Origin of the sequence: Peptoniphilus harei (genome assembly GCF_016726485.1) — a bacterium.
GTDB classification, from domain to species: domain Bacteria; phylum Bacillota; class Clostridia; order Tissierellales; family Peptoniphilaceae; genus Peptoniphilus_A; species Peptoniphilus_A harei.
Genome location: NZ_CP068103.1, coordinates 1,733,801 through 1,752,230 on the forward strand (window position 1 = coordinate 1,733,801; position 18,430 = coordinate 1,752,230).

18 protein-coding genes and 1 other RNA gene are annotated in these 18,430 nt (G+C 30.9%); 11 read left to right on the forward strand and 8 right to left on the reverse strand.

Annotated features, from left to right (window positions below):
* Window positions 1-2 precede the first annotated feature (2 nt).
* From I6I93_RS08215 to I6I93_RS08245, 7 genes are all read left to right on the forward strand, one after another.
* Window positions 3-1,016 carry a deoxyguanosinetriphosphate triphosphohydrolase gene (locus tag I6I93_RS08215; RefSeq protein ID WP_112890144.1) on the forward strand — a complete coding sequence of 338 codons (1,014 nt, stop codon included), beginning with the start codon at window positions 3-5 and terminating at the stop codon, window positions 1,014-1,016.
* Window positions 1,017-2,807: a DNA primase gene (gene dnaG / locus I6I93_RS08220; protein WP_112890145.1), complete on the forward strand. Its 1,791-nt coding sequence runs from the start codon at window positions 1,017-1,019 to the stop codon at window positions 2,805-2,807.
* Entirely contained in the window at window positions 2,800-3,888 is a 1,089-nt protein-coding gene (gene rpoD, locus I6I93_RS08225; RefSeq protein ID WP_112890146.1) for an RNA polymerase sigma factor RpoD, read from the forward strand. Before dnaG ends, rpoD begins: the two co-directional genes overlap by 8 nt.
* Complete coding sequence (locus I6I93_RS08230) at window positions 3,885-4,577, forward strand: tRNA (adenine(22)-N(1))-methyltransferase (protein ID WP_112890147.1); 693 nt, start codon at window positions 3,885-3,887, stop codon at window positions 4,575-4,577. The genes rpoD and I6I93_RS08230 overlap by 4 nt, the downstream gene beginning before the upstream one ends.
* A complete protein-coding gene (locus tag I6I93_RS08235; protein WP_112890148.1) occupies window positions 4,561-5,337 on the forward strand; it encodes a Nif3-like dinuclear metal center hexameric protein in 777 nt (258 codons plus the stop codon). The genes I6I93_RS08230 and I6I93_RS08235 overlap by 17 nt, the downstream gene beginning before the upstream one ends.
* A gap of 25 nt (window positions 5,338-5,362) precedes the next feature.
* Window positions 5,363-5,688, forward strand: an RNA gene (gene rnpB / locus I6I93_RS08240) — RNase P RNA component class A.
* Between the two features lie 169 nt (window positions 5,689-5,857).
* Window positions 5,858-6,988 (forward strand): C40 family peptidase, encoded by a 1,131-nt coding sequence (locus I6I93_RS08245; RefSeq protein ID WP_112890149.1) that lies wholly within the window; start codon window positions 5,858-5,860, stop codon window positions 6,986-6,988.
* A 135-nt stretch (window positions 6,989-7,123) separates the two neighbouring features.
* Here I6I93_RS08245 and I6I93_RS08250 read toward each other — a convergent pair whose 3' ends face one another.
* The 4 genes from I6I93_RS08250 to amaP form a co-directional block, all read right to left on the reverse strand.
* A complete protein-coding gene (locus I6I93_RS08250; RefSeq protein ID WP_112890150.1) occupies window positions 7,124-8,014 on the reverse strand; it encodes a radical SAM protein in 891 nt (296 codons plus the stop codon).
* Between the two features lie 82 nt (window positions 8,015-8,096).
* A complete protein-coding gene (locus I6I93_RS08255) occupies window positions 8,097-8,660 on the reverse strand; it encodes an Asp23/Gls24 family envelope stress response protein (protein ID WP_112890151.1) in 564 nt (187 codons plus the stop codon).
* A gap of 31 nt (window positions 8,661-8,691) precedes the next feature.
* Window positions 8,692-9,027 (reverse strand): DUF2273 domain-containing protein, encoded by a 336-nt coding sequence (locus tag I6I93_RS08260; RefSeq protein WP_083315510.1) that lies wholly within the window; start codon window positions 9,025-9,027, stop codon window positions 8,692-8,694.
* 9 nt (window positions 9,028-9,036) lie between these two features.
* Complete coding sequence (gene amaP, locus I6I93_RS08265) at window positions 9,037-9,582, reverse strand: alkaline shock response membrane anchor protein AmaP (RefSeq protein ID WP_172605473.1); 546 nt, start codon at window positions 9,580-9,582, stop codon at window positions 9,037-9,039.
* A gap of 285 nt (window positions 9,583-9,867) precedes the next feature.
* Between amaP and I6I93_RS08270 the strand changes: the two genes are divergently transcribed.
* Window positions 9,868-11,100 (forward strand): dicarboxylate/amino acid:cation symporter, encoded by a 1,233-nt coding sequence (locus I6I93_RS08270; RefSeq protein ID WP_236587178.1) that lies wholly within the window; start codon window positions 9,868-9,870, stop codon window positions 11,098-11,100.
* A gap of 33 nt (window positions 11,101-11,133) precedes the next feature.
* Here I6I93_RS08270 and I6I93_RS08275 read toward each other — a convergent pair whose 3' ends face one another.
* Window positions 11,134-12,588, reverse strand: a complete 1,455-nt coding sequence (locus tag I6I93_RS08275) for an IS1182 family transposase (RefSeq protein ID WP_112890062.1) — start codon at window positions 12,586-12,588, stop codon at window positions 11,134-11,136.
* A gap of 158 nt (window positions 12,589-12,746) precedes the next feature.
* A complete protein-coding gene (gltS, locus tag I6I93_RS08280; RefSeq protein ID WP_112890153.1) occupies window positions 12,747-13,976 on the reverse strand; it encodes a sodium/glutamate symporter in 1,230 nt (409 codons plus the stop codon).
* A gap of 229 nt (window positions 13,977-14,205) precedes the next feature.
* Here gltS and I6I93_RS08285 point away from each other — a divergent pair, with 229 nt between their 5' ends.
* From I6I93_RS08285 to I6I93_RS08295, 3 genes are all read left to right on the forward strand, one after another.
* The gene (locus tag I6I93_RS08285) at window positions 14,206-14,634 is read left to right on the forward strand and encodes a flavodoxin (RefSeq protein WP_112890154.1); all 429 of its coding nucleotides are present in this window, start codon (window positions 14,206-14,208) and stop codon (window positions 14,632-14,634) included.
* On the forward strand, window positions 14,634-15,221 hold the full coding sequence (locus I6I93_RS08290) for a DUF3793 family protein (protein WP_112890155.1): 588 nt from the start codon (window positions 14,634-14,636) through the stop codon (window positions 15,219-15,221). Before I6I93_RS08285 ends, I6I93_RS08290 begins: the two co-directional genes overlap by 1 nt.
* Before the next feature lie 185 nt (window positions 15,222-15,406).
* Window positions 15,407-16,072, forward strand: a complete 666-nt coding sequence (locus tag I6I93_RS08295) for a GNAT family N-acetyltransferase (RefSeq protein WP_112890156.1) — start codon at window positions 15,407-15,409, stop codon at window positions 16,070-16,072.
* Window positions 16,073-16,157: 85 nt separating this feature from the next.
* Here I6I93_RS08295 and I6I93_RS08300 read toward each other — a convergent pair whose 3' ends face one another.
* Together I6I93_RS08300 and I6I93_RS08305 are read right to left on the reverse strand one after the other, a co-directional pair.
* Window positions 16,158-17,852, reverse strand: coding sequence for a zinc-ribbon domain-containing protein (locus tag I6I93_RS08300; protein ID WP_112890157.1), 1,695 nt, complete (start codon window positions 17,850-17,852; stop codon window positions 16,158-16,160).
* 166 nt (window positions 17,853-18,018) lie between these two features.
* Window positions 18,019-18,300 (reverse strand): hypothetical protein, encoded by a 282-nt coding sequence (locus I6I93_RS08305; protein WP_112890158.1) that lies wholly within the window; start codon window positions 18,298-18,300, stop codon window positions 18,019-18,021.
* Window positions 18,301-18,430 lie beyond the last annotated feature (130 nt).

Consider the following 18,430-nt stretch of genomic DNA (forward strand, 5'->3'; position numbering starts at 1 on the left):
AAATGAACCTTCGAGTTGAGAGAGAGAAACTTGAGCACATAATGTTATTTGAATATGCAACTTTTGCAGATTCTAGTTTGGGTAGGAATAAAGAAGAAGAAAAATGTAATCTCAGGACTGATTTTCAAAGGGATAGAGATAGGATTATCCACTCAAAAAGTTTTAGAAGATTAAAACACAAGACCCAGGTCTTTATTTCTCCTGAAGGAGATCATTTTAGGACAAGACTCACTCACACACTTGAAGTCAGTCAAATTGGCAGAACTATAGCAAGAGCCCTTAGATTAAATGAAGATTTGGTTGAAGCAATAGCCCTAGGTCATGACTTAGGGCACACTCCTTTTGGTCATTCTGGAGAGGCTGTTTTGAATGAATTAAAATCCACTGGCTTTATTCATGGTGAACAGTCTTTAAAAGTTGTGGACTTTTTAGAAAGATCTGATACTAGGATTGGTTTAAATTTAACTGAAGAAGTTCGAAATGGAATTTTAAATCACTCAGGGAGTGGAAATGCCAAGACTCTTGAGGGAAAAATAATAAAATTTGCTGATAGGATTGCTTATATAAATCACGATATTGATGATGCCATTAGGGCAGGGATAATTTCCTCTGACTCATTACCTAAAGAGTTGACAAAAGTTTTAGGTAATTCTTCGTCACAAAGAATCAATACAATGATAAATGGATTAATAGATAAGTCTTATGGTAAACCAATTATCGAGATGGAAGATGAAGTCTATGAGGCCACAATGGAACTAAGACAATATATGTTTAAAAATGTCTACATGGATTCAGTGGTTAAGTCTGAAGAAGTAAAAATCAAGAGACTTTTAACAGAACTTTATAAATTTTATATGGAAGACTTAAGTAGAATTCCTGAAAACCACTTAAATCTATATAATGATAGAAGTCATAGTGACGAAGATATAGTTTCGGATTATATTGCAGGTATGACAGATACCTATGCAAAGAAACAACTAAAAAATATTTTTATACCGAAGGGATGGAGCATTTAATTGTACGTAATAAATGATAATGTTCTTGACGAAATTAGAGATAGGGCAGATATTGTTGATTTAATTGGAGAGTATGTGGACCTTAAGAGGTCAGGATCCAATTATATGGGACTCTGCCCTTTTCATTCTGAAAAAACTCCTTCTTTTTCTGTTTCACCATCAAAGTCTATTTTCAAATGCTTTGGTTGTGGAGTAGGGGGAGATGTAATTACCTTTATAATGAAAAGGGAGAATCTAAGCTTTCCTGAAGCCGTAGAATTTTTAGCAGACAAATACAACGTTAGGTTAGAAGTTTATAAGGATGAAAACAAAGAAGCTCGTGAGAAGAGAAATAGGCTTTATGAAATTAATAGAGAAGCTGGTCTTCATTTTTTAAAAAATTATCAGGCATCACAAAAAGCGCAATTATATTTAAAGAATAGGATGCTAAGTGATAAGACTATAAGGTCATATGGTATAGGTTATTCAAAAGATTCTTGGACAGATCTTTATGATCATTTGACAAAAATGGGTTACAAGGAAGAAGAACTTTTAGAACTAAATCTAATTTCAAAAAGCAAAAACGGCAACTATATAGATAGATTTCGCGACAGGGTCATGTTTCCAATTATAAATAGAAATAACAGAATAATAGGTTTTGGAGCAAGAGCCTTTGGAGACGCTAAACCAAAATACTTAAACTCTAGGGAAACTCCGATTTTTCACAAGGGAAGTAATGTATTTAACATAAATATTATATCAAGAGAGTCCACTCGTGAAAGAATTATCCTAGTAGAAGGCTATATGGATGTTATTTCTTTATACAATAGTGGTATAAATTATAGTGTAGCAAGCCTTGGTACTTCACTAACTATAGACCAGGCTAATATTATTAAGAGAATGGCAAAAGATATATATATTTGCTATGACAGTGACAATGCAGGTATTAATGCAACTTCAAGAGCTATAGATATATTTTTACAAGCTTCAGTTAAACCAAAAATAATAGAACTTGAGGGAGGTCTTGATCCCGACGACTTTATTAAAAAGTATGGCTTAGAAGCTTTTGAAAAGAAAATTAAATCAGCTATATCTTATATTGAATTTAAAATAAAAAAGCTCAAGGAAAATTTTAATCTAGAAGATAGCGAAGGACTTAGTAATTTTACTATTGAATCAGCTAAAATCTTATCTAGTATTAAAAATCCCATAGAGAGAGATATTTTTGTAAAGGACTTTTCGACAAAATATAATATTTCCTACACAGCAATAGAAAATTATATAAATTATTTAAATAGAAATAAGCTTAAGGAAGCGAAGAGGGAAAAAGTCAAGGTAAAGAAAAATATAAATGTTGTGAAATCTAATAAGACAAGAGCACAAGAGGAATTATTAGCCTATTCTTTACTAGACAATGATATTTACAAATATATAAAAAATAAAATTGAGGTTTTTTATTTTACAAATGCAATGACAAGGGCTGTTTTTGAAGAGATACCTAGGCTCTTTGAAGAAGAGATGGAAATCAGAGATTTTCTATCAATTTTAGAGTCCAATAAACTTGTAAATAAGGAATTTGTAGAAAATATTATGAGTCTTATTAGTGACATTCATGTTGATGACAAGATTGTTGATGAATTAATAAAGACCATAGAACGAAATTATATCCAAGATAGAAAACACAAAATCCTCGAAAATATCGAAAAGCTTCAAGGGGAAGAAAATAAAAATCTTCTACTCGAATCTTTAAAAGAATTACAAGAAATTAATTTAAAGCTTAACGAGTTGAAAGAGGAGGGCAATTATGAGTGAAAATATAAAAAATAAAGAATCAATTGAAGAGATTAAAAGTAAACTTATAAAAGAAGGGAAAAAAGATGGAAAACTTACCTATGAAGAAATAGGTGATGCCTTCGAAAAATTTGAAATTGATTCTGACGATATAGATGATCTATACAAAGTCTTTGAAAAAGAAGGAATAAATCTAGTTGATAAAAAAGATTCAAAAGATGATGAAGACGAAGTAGATGTTACTAAAGAGGACTTATCAGTTCCAAAGGGAGTCACAGTTGATGACCCTGTTAGGATGTATCTAAAGGAAATTGGTAAAATTTCTCTATTAACTGCTGAAGAAGAAGTAGAGATTGCAAAGAGAATGGAAGCAGGAGACGAGTTTGCAAAAAAAGAACTTGCTGAAGCCAATCTAAGACTTGTTGTATCTATTGCAAAAAGATATGTGGGTAGGGGAATGAGCTTCCTGGACTTAATTCAAGAAGGTAATCTTGGACTTATGAAGGCGGTAGATAAGTTCGACTATACTAAGGGATTTAAGTTTTCTACTTATGCAACTTGGTGGATCAGACAAGCTATAACAAGGGCTATTGCAGACCAAGCAAGAACAATTAGAATTCCAGTTCATATGGTTGAGACCATTAATAAGCTCGTTAGAGTTCAAAGACAACTTGTTCAAGACTTAGGACGTGATCCACTTCCAGAAGAAATTGCACAAGAAATGAATTTAGATGTAGAAAGAGTTCGTGAAATTCAAAAAATTGCTCAAGAACCAGTGTCACTTGAAACTCCAATAGGTGAAGAAGAAGACTCACATCTAGGAGACTTTATACCTGATGATGAAATTCTTTCTCCACAAGATGCAGCTACCTTTACACTATTAAAGGAACAACTTAACACAGTTCTTGAAACCCTAACTGAAAGAGAAAAGAAAGTTCTAACTCTTAGATTTGGACTTGATGATGGAAGGGCTAGAACTCTAGAAGAAGTAGGAAAAGAATTTGATGTTACTCGTGAAAGAATTAGACAAATTGAGGCGAAGGCACTTAGAAAGCTTCGTCATCCATCTAGATCAAAGAAGTTAAAGGATTATTTAGAATGATAAAATTATCAAAGAGGCTTAATAAAATTGCAGAACTTGTAGATTTTGGGGCTTCGGTAATTGATGTGGGCACAGATCATGGATATGTGCCCAATTTTTTGTGCGAAAATAAAATCTCAAGTGACATTATAGCAACAGACATTTCAAAAAATTCTCTTGAAAAATCTATAGAATTAACAAGAGAATTGGGAAATGAAAAATTTGTTAGGAATATTTTGGCAAATGGTATTGTAGATGAAAACCGTGACAATATTATTATTGCAGGTCTTGGAGGAATTCAAATTGCAGAAATAATTGCTAACTCTATTGAAATAGCAAAGTCGTCAAAAAAATTAATCTTACAGCCAATGCAAAAGACAAATATCCTTCGTCGTGAGTTAAATAATATGGGATTTGAGATATTTGATGAAGAAATAATTTATGAAGATGAAAGATACTTTGAAATTATTCTTGCTAAATTTTCAAATAAAATTGATAAGGGTTTAAAAGAAGAAGACTTTTATTTTTCTAAAAAATTAATTGAGAAGAAAGATAAAACATATCTTTCATATCTTGAGGAAAAGAAAACTTATCTCAAGTCTATTGTTTCTAGTTTTGACCCCAATAGCACAAGGTCCAAGAAAAGAAGTGAGGAGTTAAACAACTTGTTAAGCTTGGTTGAGGAGGCAATAGATGAAATATCAAATTGAAGAAATTAAAAATTTTATGGAAAGATGGGCAAAAGATGAATACCAACTTTCCTGGGATAACTCTGGGAGTCAAGTTGAATTTAAAGGGGATACAGGCTCTGTAGTCCTTGCTATGGATGTAACTGATAAAGTTATAGATAAGGCCATAGAAATGGACGCAAAACTCATTATAAGTCACCATCCTATGTTTTTTTCTGGTTCAAAAAATATAATTGAAGGGACCTATCTAGGAGATAACATAATAAAATTAATAAAAAACAATATTTCAGTTTTTTCTTATCATACTTCGATGGATATTGCAGAAGATGGAGTTAATGATACTTTATTTGAAAAATTAAATTTAAAAAATAAGGAAGTATTAACTTATGAAGAAGAAAAGCCCATGGGACTTATAGGAGAGTTTGAAAGAGAACTATCCCTTGAAGACTTAGATAAATTTTTAAAAAATAAATTACAAGTTAATAAAATAAAATATTATGGGCAAGAAAAGAATAAAATAAAAAAAGTTACCATACTTGGTGGAAGTGGATCGGATTTCATTAAAGAAGCTAAAGAGGCAGGAGCAGAGGCCTACATCACATCAGATATAAAGTATCACGATGGTCAAAGAGCCTATGAGGAAGACTTGATTCTAGTTGATGTTGGACACTTTTATTCTGAAAGAATTATTCTTCCTAAAATTAAAAACAGACTCCAAGAAAATTTTAAAGATTTAGACTTTTATATTCAAGAGGAATCAAGCTTTGAGCTTGATATTTGAGTGATTCAGTGGTAAAATTATCTGGTAAGTAAATTGGTCAACTGCACATATGTGAGGAAAGTCCGCGCTCCACAGAGCAAGGATGCTGGCTAACGGCCAGTGGGGGTGACCCCAAGGCTAGTGCAACAGAAATATACCGCCCATCTGGGTAAGGTTGGAAAGGCGAGGTAAGAGCTCACCAGGTCATTAGTGATAATGATGCTATGTAAACCCCATTCGGAGCAAAACCAAATAGGAATAACAGATGCTGCTCGCATCTGCCGGTAGGTAGGTTGCTAGAGATTATAGGCAACTATAATCCAAGATTGATAGTTGACAAAACAGAACGCGGCTTATAGATTTGCTTACTACATACGCTTAAATATAAGACTATGCAAAAAGTTACAAAAAAGTTAAATTATTTTTAACAATTTTGTAACTTTTTGTTGTTTTTTTGTAATTATTTTGCTATACTTAATGAGTAATGAAAAGAGTACGCATATAATTAATTTTAAAATACAAGGTATAGGAGTTGTTAGTATTGTTTTCCTTTAAAAATAAATTGCCACTAGGCCTATTTGCACTATGCGCAGTTTCCATAGTGGGCATGAAAGATACGGGAGTATTTATTAACGAACATGTACAAAAAGCATATAGTGGTAATGAAATCGACTTTTCTATAGGAGAAAAAGTTGAAGTCTTAGAAAGAAAGGGTAATGACTACTTTGTTCAAAAGGGCAAAGCTAAGGTTACAATCCCACAAGATAAAATTTTACTCACAGAAGTAAATGTTCCTACATATAAGGTTGTTAAGGCTAGTCCAATCTTAGATGATAATGGAAAAATTATTAGAAGTTTATTTGTTGATGAATATGCAATAGGTGTTTCTACTAATAATGACAAAGCTAAGATTAAATGCAACGATGGAACTGTTGGTAATGTTGATATTAAAGCACTTAAAAAGGTTGCTGACAAGAGAAACAATGTAACAAATGTTGAAGTTAAAAATAAAACTGTTGCAACAAGTGACAATGGCAAGAAATTAAACTTAAACAAAAAACAAGTTGTTAATGTTGTTGACTTTGCTGATGGACTTTTTGTTATCGAAGACAAGGGTACAAACTACAATGTTCCAGCTAAAGATTTAGACATAGTTTCTGGAATCAAGATAGAAAAAGAAGAAGAAAATAATTCTGATTCAGTAATTTCTAATGATGAAAAAGAAATTCAAGAAGCAATAAAAAATAAAAATGTTATAAAAGTTAATTTTGAAGCAAAAAAAGCACCAGGACCAAATGTCTCAATAGCTGCAAAAGTAATCTCTTCTGCAGAAGATAAACTTGGATCTACATATGTTTATGGAGATACTGGTAAAGCTGGATTTGACTGTTCAGGTCTTGTTTATTCAATTTACAATGATGAGCTTGGTATCTCAATCCCAAGATCTTCTAGAACTCAATCTACTTTTGGACAACAAGTTTCAAAATCTGACTTACAAGAAGGGGATTTAGTCTTCTTTAATACAACAGGTAACGGAGTTAGTCACGTTGGTATTTACGTAGGAGATGGCAAATTTATCCACGCTTCATCAGGACAAGGAAAGGTTATGACTTCTTCTTTAAGTGAAGAATACTACCAAGATAGATATGTAAATGCAACACGTGTATTATAATTAAATTTTAAATTGAGAGCCTCAGGGCTCTTTTTTAGTAGAAAAAATAGTGTAAGAAAAGAAGTAATTTATATCTTACACTATTTTTCTTAGCAGGTTTTTAAGGACAAAAAAATAACTCCCAATAAATAGGAGTTATCTTGCAATTTTTTGATTTGTCATATCTAAAATTTTTGGATCAATAGTTTCAAGAGCGTGTTTTATTTTATTTGTCATTTCTTCTTTATCTTCCATATAGCCTGTGACATTTATCATGTTAACCATATGTCCAGAGGAATATAGGGTCTTATTTGGTAAATCTAGATTTTCTAAAAGACAAATTTGTTCTCCTAGATTTTCTCTATTTGTAGTTTCCACAAATTCTCCCTTTTCTCTCATATAATAAAGAGGGGAGGGTTCTATAACTGACGTGCTCATTACATATACGCCCTTTGGTGGATAGTAATTTAGAATTTTTGCAGTCTCAATTGCATTTTCTCTAGATTTGCCTTTTCCACCAACACCTTGCATTATTATTGCATGGTAATCCATATCAGTAGCCTTCATCTTATCTAGTCCCCTATAATATCCCTCAATGTCTGTTCCCTTGTTTAAAAATTTTAGTATTTCAGGATTTCCTGTCTCTACACCAAACCAAAGCTCCTTATAGCCTGCTTCTTTTAATTTTTTCATATCCTCAGCTGATTTATTTTCTAAATTATAAAAAGAGCAGTAAGCTGTAATAGTTTTTACTTCTGGTATATATCTTTTTATTAAGTCAGAAATTTCCAAAAGTCTTTCCGTCTTTAAAACAAAGGGATCACCATTTAAAAGATAAATCCTTTCCATAGGCCTATAGGCCCTTGATGGCGAGCTTGCAAGTTCAATAATGTCCTCTTCTATATCTTTTAGGGGAGATATACCAAAGGGTGTGTTGTTATACATGGTACAGAAAACACAATCATTATGGGAACATCCATATGTTACCTCTAAAAGAGGTGTGTAAGCCTCTAGGGGTGGTCTATAAACTTCTCCTGTATAGTGCATAGTTCTCCTTTCATATTCTTATTAAATACTTACAAATAAAAAGAAGCCCGACAAAATCGAGCTTCTTAAAAACTTTAAACTATTATCTTAGAGATGGTCCTTGGTTGTAACCTTGTCCATCGTTTCTTTCGTCTCTGTTTTTAAGTTGAAATTCTTTTCTTGTCATAACGTCATCAACACGAACGTTAACTTCAACAACCTTTAAACCAGTCATTTGTCCAACTGATTGAGAAATATTTCTCTTAAGTTCTTCAAATACCTTTGGTGCTGAATGTCCGTATTCTAATATAATTGATGCGTCAATTGCAGCTTCTTCTTCTCCAACATCAGCAGAAATACCTTTTGTTAGGTTGTATCCACCAAATTGTTCAGAGATACCTGAGAAGAAACCACCCTTCATATCAAGAACTCCTGGAACTTCGTGACATGCAATTGCAGCAATTTTTTCGATAACTGAATCTTCAAAAGTTAGTTTAGATTCGTGTTTTTCTTCTTTTTCAGCTGCATCTTTTACATTATCTTGAGCTTCTCTGAAATCTTCTTGAAGGTTTTCTTTAAATTCTTCTCTTTTTTGAGCTTTTTCTCTCTTTTCTTGTTCTTTCTTGTTTACGCCTGCTAATTCGTTATATTTTGCTTCTGATGCCATTATAAATCTCTCCTTTTAAATTAATACTTATTTAATACTTTCTAAACATTTTCTCTAACCAAAATAAAATTCTAGGATCACCATCTTTAAATTTACCATAGGAATTTCCTATGAAAAATAGAATCATAATCAAAAGTGTTCTGAAAAAACCTATTGTTAAAAATAATACTGCAATGATTAAGCCAAGTAGGGTATACTTGAATTCATTCCAATGAAGACTTGTATAATTTCTAAATTTTTCTTTTAATATAGAAATATCTCTGTCCTTTTTCTTTTCAACAAAAATAATTCTTTGATCATCTTGGTCTTTTCTAGAGTTCTCATAATTATTTTGATAATCCGGAAAATTTCCATAATTATTTCTCATATGAGCCCCCTAAACAACTCTTTTACCAGAATCTTCTTTGATATTGTAGAATTCTACATCTACCTTTGTTACTGAATAACCAGTAAGATCTTCTAAGTTAGAAGACACATCTCTTTTGATTTGTTTGCCTAAGAGACTTAAATCAATGCCTTCTCTTACTCCGCAAGTTACTTTTGCGCTGATTTCATGTTTACTACCATTATTTACTCTTACATCAACATCTGACTTTTTCACTTCATTATAATTATCAACAGTTGTTAAAATGTTATTTTCGACTGCCTTAGAAGTGATAAGCATTTCGCCGTTTTCATCCTTGTCTACAACATAGGAGTTGAGGGAAGGAAGGACTATAACCCTAATTAAAGTAAATAGGGCAAATAATCCGGCTATTGCTGATACAGTAGTTAGGAAATAGAAAAACCATTCTTGTCTATAAAATTCTCCTAACTGTGCCGTTATTTTGCCATAATCGTATAATAAAAAATACGTGCAAAATAAGGATAAGAATAAGGCGATAGAAAAAATTGCATCAATCCATTTACGCCATCTCTTCAACCTAATTCCTCCTTTAACAAGAAAAACATCAACTAGTGAATCTCTCTTTAATCTATTTATAACCAAATAAATTAAATTTAATCTTATTTTTAAAAAAATATAAGGAAAAAGATATGAACTTAAAAATAAGCAATTAAAAAAGTCCATAGATAAGGGAGTTTATAGTCTACAAAAAATATGATGAATTATTTAAAACTAATAATATTATATACTTTAAAATTTATTATATTAACAAAAAAATTAGTAGAATTACTACAATAGAATGGTACAATAATATATAAAGTATTGAGGTTAAACTTCAAAATAAAATTTAAGAGGAGGCAAAATGAAAAAAATAATTTTTTTAATTCATTAGTTTTTAAGCTAATACTTGGAATAATTATTGGTATTCTTGTTGGCAGCTTTTCTAATGAGAGTGCAATTGTTGCAATTGATTCTATAAAAAGAATTATAGGCGACTTAATAGGCTACATAGTTCCCTTAATTATTTTAGGATTTATAACACCTGCCATTGTTTCATTAAAAGAAAGTGCAGGTAAAATTTTAAGCGTGACACTTATTATTTGTTACGCATCAACAGTTGGAGCTGCTACAATGTCATTCTTGGCAGGAAAAGCAATTATACCTAAGCTTAACATAGCTCCAAATGTGGGGGGAGGTAATGTAGTACCGGAGTCCATATTTAAATTATCAATTGATCCGATTATGCCTGTTATGACAGCTCTAGTTACGTCAATCTTATTTGGTATAGCAGTTATAGTGACTAATTCTGAAACTTGGGAGAAAATGCTTATTGAATTAAATAAGATTGTCTTATCTATTGTAAATAATGTGGTAATAAAAATTCTTCCACTATATATTGCTACTACTTTTGCAGTATTATCCTATGAGGGTGTAATTATTTCAGAATTACCAATCTTTTTAAAGATTATCTTAATTGTAATAGTTGGACACTTTATTTGGATGACAGTTATGTACTCTCTTGCAGGACTAATTTCAAAAACAAACCCTAAAGAAGTTTTTAAACACTATGTGCCAGCTTACTTAACAGCAGTAGGAACAATGTCCTCTGCAGCAACACTTCCAGTTGCTATTGAATGTGCGAGAAAATCCACAACTCTTGATCCTAAGATTAGGGACTTTGGAATTCCATTATGTTCCAACACCCATCTTTGTGGATCAGTTTTGACAGAAGTATTTTTCGTAATGACAGTTTCTCAAATTTTAACAGGTCAGCTTCCTGAGACAGCAAATATGATTGTATTTATTCTTTTACTTGGAATATTTGCCATAGCAGCACCAGGAGTGCCAGGTGGAACAGTAGTTGCATCTCTAGGACTAATTACATCAGTGTTAGGATTTAACGATACAGGAACAGCTCTTATGCTTTCAATATTTGCCTTACAAGATAGCTTCGGTACAGCTTGTAACGTTACAACAGATGGGGCAGTAGTATTAATGGTGACAGGTATTTTCGATAAGGTGCCTGGAAGGAATAAAGAAAAAGTTAAAAATTAATAATATAAAAAATCCAGGCTTAAGATAGCCTGGTCAGATTGTAGACAAACCCAGAAATAATTTCTGGGTTTGTTGCATTCTTAATATATTTACTAAAAAAATCTTTAATTTATCCAAAGTTAAATCCTTATTAGGATCCAATTTATATAGTAGTATTGCTAATTTTTTCATATTTATGCACTCAAATGTAAGTGCAGCTTTCATTTCCATCTTTGCTAGTCCAATCATGTTTGTGTATCTAAATCCATGGAATTCTTTTGCACTTCCAAATTGTCTTTCTACTGTTTCTTTTCTTCTTTTGTATTCTTCTTTTCCTTTTTCTGTGTATCTATATTCTTCTGTTTCATCTATGTATTTTTGCCAAATGTGTCTTGTGATTACTTTTTGATTGTTTTTACTCTGTGTGCATCTTTTGAGGTTAGGGCATTTTTTACATTGTTCTTTATTGCTTTTGTACTCTCTATATCCCTCTCTATTTGTTGTCGTGTATTCTAGTATTTGATTTTCTGGGCATAGGTAACAGTCATAGTACTCATCATATATGAATTCTCTTTTGTAGTAGGGGTTTTCTATTTTTGGTTTTCTTTTTGGTGCTGTGTAGGGAAATACTGGTTGTATTTCGTCTTCTAGTAGTTTTTTTGCTATGGCTGGTGTTTTATATCCTGCATCCATTACTATTTTTTCTGGTTTGTATTTTTTTAGTTTTTCTTCATAAAAGGGTATTAGGGTTGTGCTGTCATGGAGATTTCCTGGGAATGTTTTATGTCCTAAGATCCAACCATTTTTGTCTACTGATGTTTCTACACAATAGGCAAAGACTTCTTTGTGCTCTCCTTTATGAAAGAGTCCACTTTCTGGGTCTGTTGTTGAGACTGTTATTTCTTTTGTTTCTTCTTTTTTATTTTTTTCTTTTAGTGGTTTTTTCCCATGTTCTTTTCTATCTTCTTCTATTTCTTTGTCTAATTCTTCTTGGTATGCTTTTGCTGCTTTTTTGATTTCTTCTTTTTTGTTTTTATGTCTATTTGCATGGGCTTTTACATGTGTTGAGTCTACGAATTGTATTTTCTCATCTACGAATCCTTTGTTCATTGCTTGGCTTAAGATGTTTTGAAATATTTCTTCAAATATGTTTGTATCTTTAAATCTTCTTCTGTAGTTTTGGCTAAATGTTGTGAAGTGAGGAACTTTATCATAAAAGTCCAGTCCTAAAAACCATCTATATGCTATGTTTACTTCTATTTCTTTTATTGTTTGTCTCATACTTTTTATGTTGAATAGATACTCTATGAATAGTATTTTTATTAATACTACTGGATCTATGCTTGGTCTTCCGTTGTCTAGTGAGTATTTATCTTCTACTAATTCATAGATGAAGCTAAAGTCTATGTATTTGTCTATTTTTCTTAATATGTGATTTTTAGGTACAAGTTGTTCTACTGAAATTAGTTGTACTTGATTTGTTTTTCTATTGTTATTTTTTGATAGCATGTCACACCTACTTCCTTAGTTTATTTTTACCCTTTTTTTCTGTAATTCAGATGATTTTATTAAAAAAAAGCAGGCTTTTTTTGCCTGCTTTGTCATCAGTCTGTCCAGGCTTAAGATAGCCTGGTTTTTTTATAGATAAAATGATTAATTTTTGATTCTTATTTTACAAAAGTCTTAATAAATGTGAGCACAATTGGTTGATAAATAATATCCACAAGGAAGGCTCCAACAATTGGAACAATCATCATGGCCCTTCTACTTAAGCCGTACTCGTCATTTATTGCTGTCATATTTACAATTGCTGATGGAGTTGCACCTAGTCCGTGTCCACATAGTCCAGCACACATAACTGCTGCATCATAAGATTTACCAAGAACTCTAAATACTATAAAGTAAGCGTAAATTAACATGAAGATAACTTGGCAGATTAGAACAATTAGCACACCACCCATTAAATCTTGAAGCTCCCAAAGCTTTAGAGTCATAAGTGCGAGAGCAAGGTAGAGGTTAAGCATAACGTCTCCAATTCCATCAACTAAGTTTCCATCAAATTTGTAAATATTTATTTTTTCGTTTAAATTTCTTAAGATAACTGCTATAAACATGGCACCAACATAATCTGGGAAATCCATATTTATTAAGGATCCAATGAACTTTGATACTAAAGTACCAAGAGCCATGGAGATAATAATTGCAGCAACATTCTTTATAATATCTAAGTTTGTTAGCTCAGTTTTCTCTTCAGTAAATAAGGCATCTAATTTTGATGAATCAAAGTCATCATTATCTGGAGAAAGCTCATTTTTAACAATTAATCTTCTTCCCAAGGGACCACCAATTAAAACTCCAAATATAAGCCCAAAAGTAGCTGCAGCTGCTCCAACAACAGGTGCTTGCTCGTATCCCATCTTAGCAAATGTTGATCCATAACTCATAGCAGCTCCATGGCCTCCGATCATAGAAATAGATGATGCAAGCATACCATAGGCCGGCTCAAGATTTACGAGCTTAGAAACACCTACACCTATTGTATTTTGGACTAAAGATAAAATTCCACATAATAACCAATACACAATTAATAGAACTCCACCAGATTTTAATATTCTTAAATTAGCACCGAGTCCTACAGTGGTAAAAAATGCAAGCATGAAAGTTGATTGAAAAATATTTTCATAAGTAAAATTAAAGCTATTTGTTTTATAACCTATAAAAGTTATAAACATAAATAAAAATCCACCAACAACAGGAGCAGGTATACAATATTTTCTTAAAAATGCTGATCTGTTTTTAAGACCATATCCTACTAGTAATACAATTACAGCAAGGGCAAGAGTTAATATTGAGTCTAAATTTATTGTTAAAACTCCATTTTCTCTAATAAATTCCATAAATTCCTCCTTTATTAATATTTATCAACATTTTATCTTATTAACATTTTAACATGATTATAATTATGTGACAATAAACTTGTGGTCATTTAGAAAATTAAAAATACTTAATCAAAAAATAATAAAATTTTAAAAAATTATAATAATAAATATAAAAATCACCTCAAAAAATATATTAAAATAAGACTAAATGATAAGTGATATCAAAAAAATAAATGGAGGGTATAAAATGAAAAAAGTAAATGTTATATATTGGTCCGGTACTGGTAATACAGAAAGAATGGCTGAAGCTTTAGTTAGAGGAGCTGAAGCCGAAGGTGCTGAAGTAAAATTAATTCAAGTTGGATCAGCAAGTGAAGATGATGTTAAAGATGTAGAAAGAATTGCCTTTGGATGTCCTGCCATGGGAGCTGAAGAGTTAGAAGAGATGGAAATGAGACCTTTTATGGATAAGGTAAATCCACTTCTTGCAGGGAAAAATGTAGTTTTATTTGGTTCTTACGAATGGGCAGATGGTGAATGGATGAGATTATGGCAAGAAGAGGTTGAAGACACTGGAGCGAAACTTCTTGCTGATGGCTTTGCAGCCTATGATGATCCAGATCAAGATGCCTTAGAAGAATGTGAATCCTTGGGAAGAGATCTTGCGAGGTCCTAATGTATGATAGAGTTTTAATAGATTTTTTAAATCATATTAATAATTTTAAAGATTATGATTATATTCTTGCCCTAATAAAATCTACCGTAGCACCAACCTTTAATGATCTTAAACTGGGAACAATGATGAACCTTAGAAATGCCAAGAGACCATTAAAAGATTATTGGATGCAAAATAAATTTATATTAAGGGATTCCTTAGGCCTGGATTTTTATGAACTGAAGGAAGGGAAAGACTTTGTCTTAGTTTATTTTTTTAAAAATGAAAGACTTGAAAAGAAACTTTCACAGATAAAGATTAAAGATTTTTTAAATTCATATGGATACATATCTTGTGTCTCTACAGGCGACTATCTAAGTTTACTGAGTCAAAAATTTATAGAAACATGTCCTGATGAAATTGGAATATTTTTGGGTTATCCATTAAAGGACGTAATAGACTTTAAATATAGGGATAAAAAGGCCTGTAAGTGCACGGGATATTGGAAATGTTTTAATAACGAAAAGTCATCCCTTGAAGCCTTTAAAAGATTTGATGAGGTAAAGCTTCTTGAGATGAAAAATATTTTGAAAGCCTATAATTACTAATTAAAAATTAACTATACTTTATTTAAAGGACCTAGGAAATTAAAACTAGGTCCTTTATTTATAAAAGTTTGATGAAAAATAATCTTTTATTTTATCTATATAGAAATTTTTTAAAATTTATTATAAAATTTAAGGAGATTTATTAAGCAAATTTGCATTAAAATTTTTAATTAATGAGGTATATTATGGAAGAATTAGTTTTTAAATTTTTAGATAAAAAATATATTGATGACATTTATGAATTGACAAGTGAAGTTTATGAAGGTATTGAAAATAAAGAAATTTTCTCTCATGACTCCAAGGAAGATTTAGAGGCCCTAATAGATGGGGGAGGATCCTTTGTTGGAGTTTTTGATGGGGATAAGCTTGTGGCTTATAGGAGTATCAAGGTGCCAAGTGAGGAAGATAATCTTGCTCATGATGTTGACTTTTATATAAATCCAGAGTCAGTAATAGTTAATGACACAGTTGTTGTCCTAAAAGATTATAGGGGAAGAAATCTTCAAAATTTAACTAGAGAAAAACTTGAAGAAAGATATAAGGACTCAAAATTTACAAATAAGATGTCTACAATTTCTCCAAAGAATTACAGGTCTTACAAGAATACTCTAGATTCTGGTTATATGCTTGTATCTTTAAAGAAAAAATATCCTGATGAGTTTTCAGAAGAAGGCTATGACAGATTTATTTTATTGAAATCTGATGATTTAGAAATAAACATGACTGGAAAGGAAAGGACAATTCACTCAAGTGAGACTGATAAACTTAGAAAAGCCTTTGAAGAAAATTATTTTGGCCTTTCTGTTGATGAAGAAGGTTATATTCAATTTAAGGAAGTAGAAATTTTATAAATATTAGAAGTTAAGCCAGATTAAAATCTGGTTTTTTTCTTATAAAAATTTGCAAAATAAAAAACCGAGCTAAACTCGGTTTTTTTTAAAAAAGTGTTACAAATATAAAATTAATAATGAACCAAACCATTTTGAATAATAATTCAAGTAAAGTGAAGGATATTGCATACCATCCAATGAAATTTATCTTGGATCTGGCAATGAAGTTCTCTTTATAAAGATTTAGTACTATTAAAAGTGAAAGTCCAATTAATATAAAAGTTGCAAGAGGCATAGGAGTCAAGGCTTGTAAGATATTATATTTAAAGAATCCACCAAAGGGTGAAATAATAAATCCAACAAACAATACAACTTTACAAATTATCCAGTTAATTAGAGCAAATTTTTTAACTTCTGGATAAGATGTGTCAATGTCATCCCGTTCTGTTGCAATACTTAAAGGAAGATAAAATTCCAAGTAGTCAAAGGCTATTTTAAGAACAAGAAATAGGAGCAAGACAAATCTAAAAGATCCACTCCCAAGAATTAGCATTATTGCATTTAATAATACTCCTATACCAATAACTATCTTACTTTCTTTTGAACCAAAGGAGCCTATATAATCAGATAATTTATTAGTTACCTTATCTAAAGAGAGTAAGACTTTGTCAATTCCCTTATTAGAAGTTTTTGAAATTTTTGATTCAACCTTGTTAACCTTATTTGATAAATTATTTTCTAAGGATTTTTCGAAATCAGAAGAAACTTTTTCAACATCTTTAACAGGTTTTTCACCCTTGTCCTTAAAAGTAAAGAGTTCTTTGAAATTTACTTTCTTTTTATCTTCATCTTTTACCTTAGAAACTTTATTATCAGTCTTATCTTTTTTTATACTTTCTTCCTGCTTTGTGCCTGAAGTAGTTTTTGTATTTTCTTTAGTAGACTTAGCTTTTTTATTATTAGATTCTTCAAGAGCATTTTCAATGTCAATCTTAGGTGTGCTAAGTGTATTTTCAAAAGATTTATCAGTATCTTGAACAGATTGACTTATTTCTAAGTTTCTAGTATCTTCTTTTTTCTTGGTATCATCTTTTAAGTCACCAAAAATAGAATATTCATCATCGTCTTCTGTGATAAAATTATTCCACTTTTCTTTTAGAGAAAACTTTTTGGAAGATTTTTCTTTAATATCTTTATCAGACTTATCTAAAGAAAAATTAGATTGGTCAGGCATAGAGGAAGAAGTCTTATGTGAAGATTTATTTTTTTCTTCATCGAAGTTTGATTTTTTTAATTCTTCTTGAACTCTACGAATTAATTCTTTCTGACTCATTTTATTAGCTGAGTCAGAATCTTTGAAGTCATCCAAGATATTTTCATCAAAGTTTTCTTTATCAAGATTTTTTGACTTAGCTGGTTTTTCTATTTCTATATTTTCAAGGGTATTAATTAAATTTTTATCTGAAGTTTTTTTGGATTTATCAGTAGATTTCTTTTCCTTTTTAGGTGTTTTAGTTTTAATATTATTATTTTCATAATCTTTTATATTTTTAGAAATCTTCCTATCAACTTCAGCAATAATATTTTTTAGTTCATCAGTAGTGTCAATTGCATCTAAAGATCTGGGATCAAAAACTCTTGTATTTTGACTAATTTTTTCCACTCTATTTGTGTCTTCAAAGCTTTTTTTAACATCATTGTCACTTGTAATATTTATTTTGACGTTTTTTAATTTATGACCACATGAATTACAAAAGTTGTCATCTTTAGAAACTGGATTTCCGCATTTTGGACAAAACAATGTAACACCTTCTTTCATTAAATTCTATAAATGTAATTATAACACATTTTTTTACCTAGATTAATTTTTTGTATATTAAAGTTTGAATAATATTTACCAAAAAGAAATTTATTAATTTTATGTAAAAAAAGAAGCCCCTAAAGGCTTCTTTATAAGATAAGCTAAATTATTTTGCTTGTTCTTGAGTAGCTGCTTCGTTAGTAGTAGCTTCTTCTGCTTGAGCGTTGATTTCTTCTTTAGCTTGTTCTTCTTCAGCTTTTACGTTAGCTTCTGCTTCTTTAGCGTTAGCTTCAACTTTTGCTTTGTTAGCTTCAGCTTGTTCTTCTACTGCGTTGTTTTTAGCGTTTGCAGCTTCGTTAGCTTTTTTGTCAGCGCCTTGGCATGCTACCATACCTAGCATTAATACTGAGATCATTCCAACGCTTGCTAATTTCTTTAAATTTTTCATTTTAATAAATCCTCCTAAATTGAAACATATTGTTTCTTTGATTTGTCTATATCTTATACTCGCCATGTGAAAATTATGTGAAGATGATGTTAAATCTTTTGGAAGAGATTTCAAAGAAATTATTCACAAA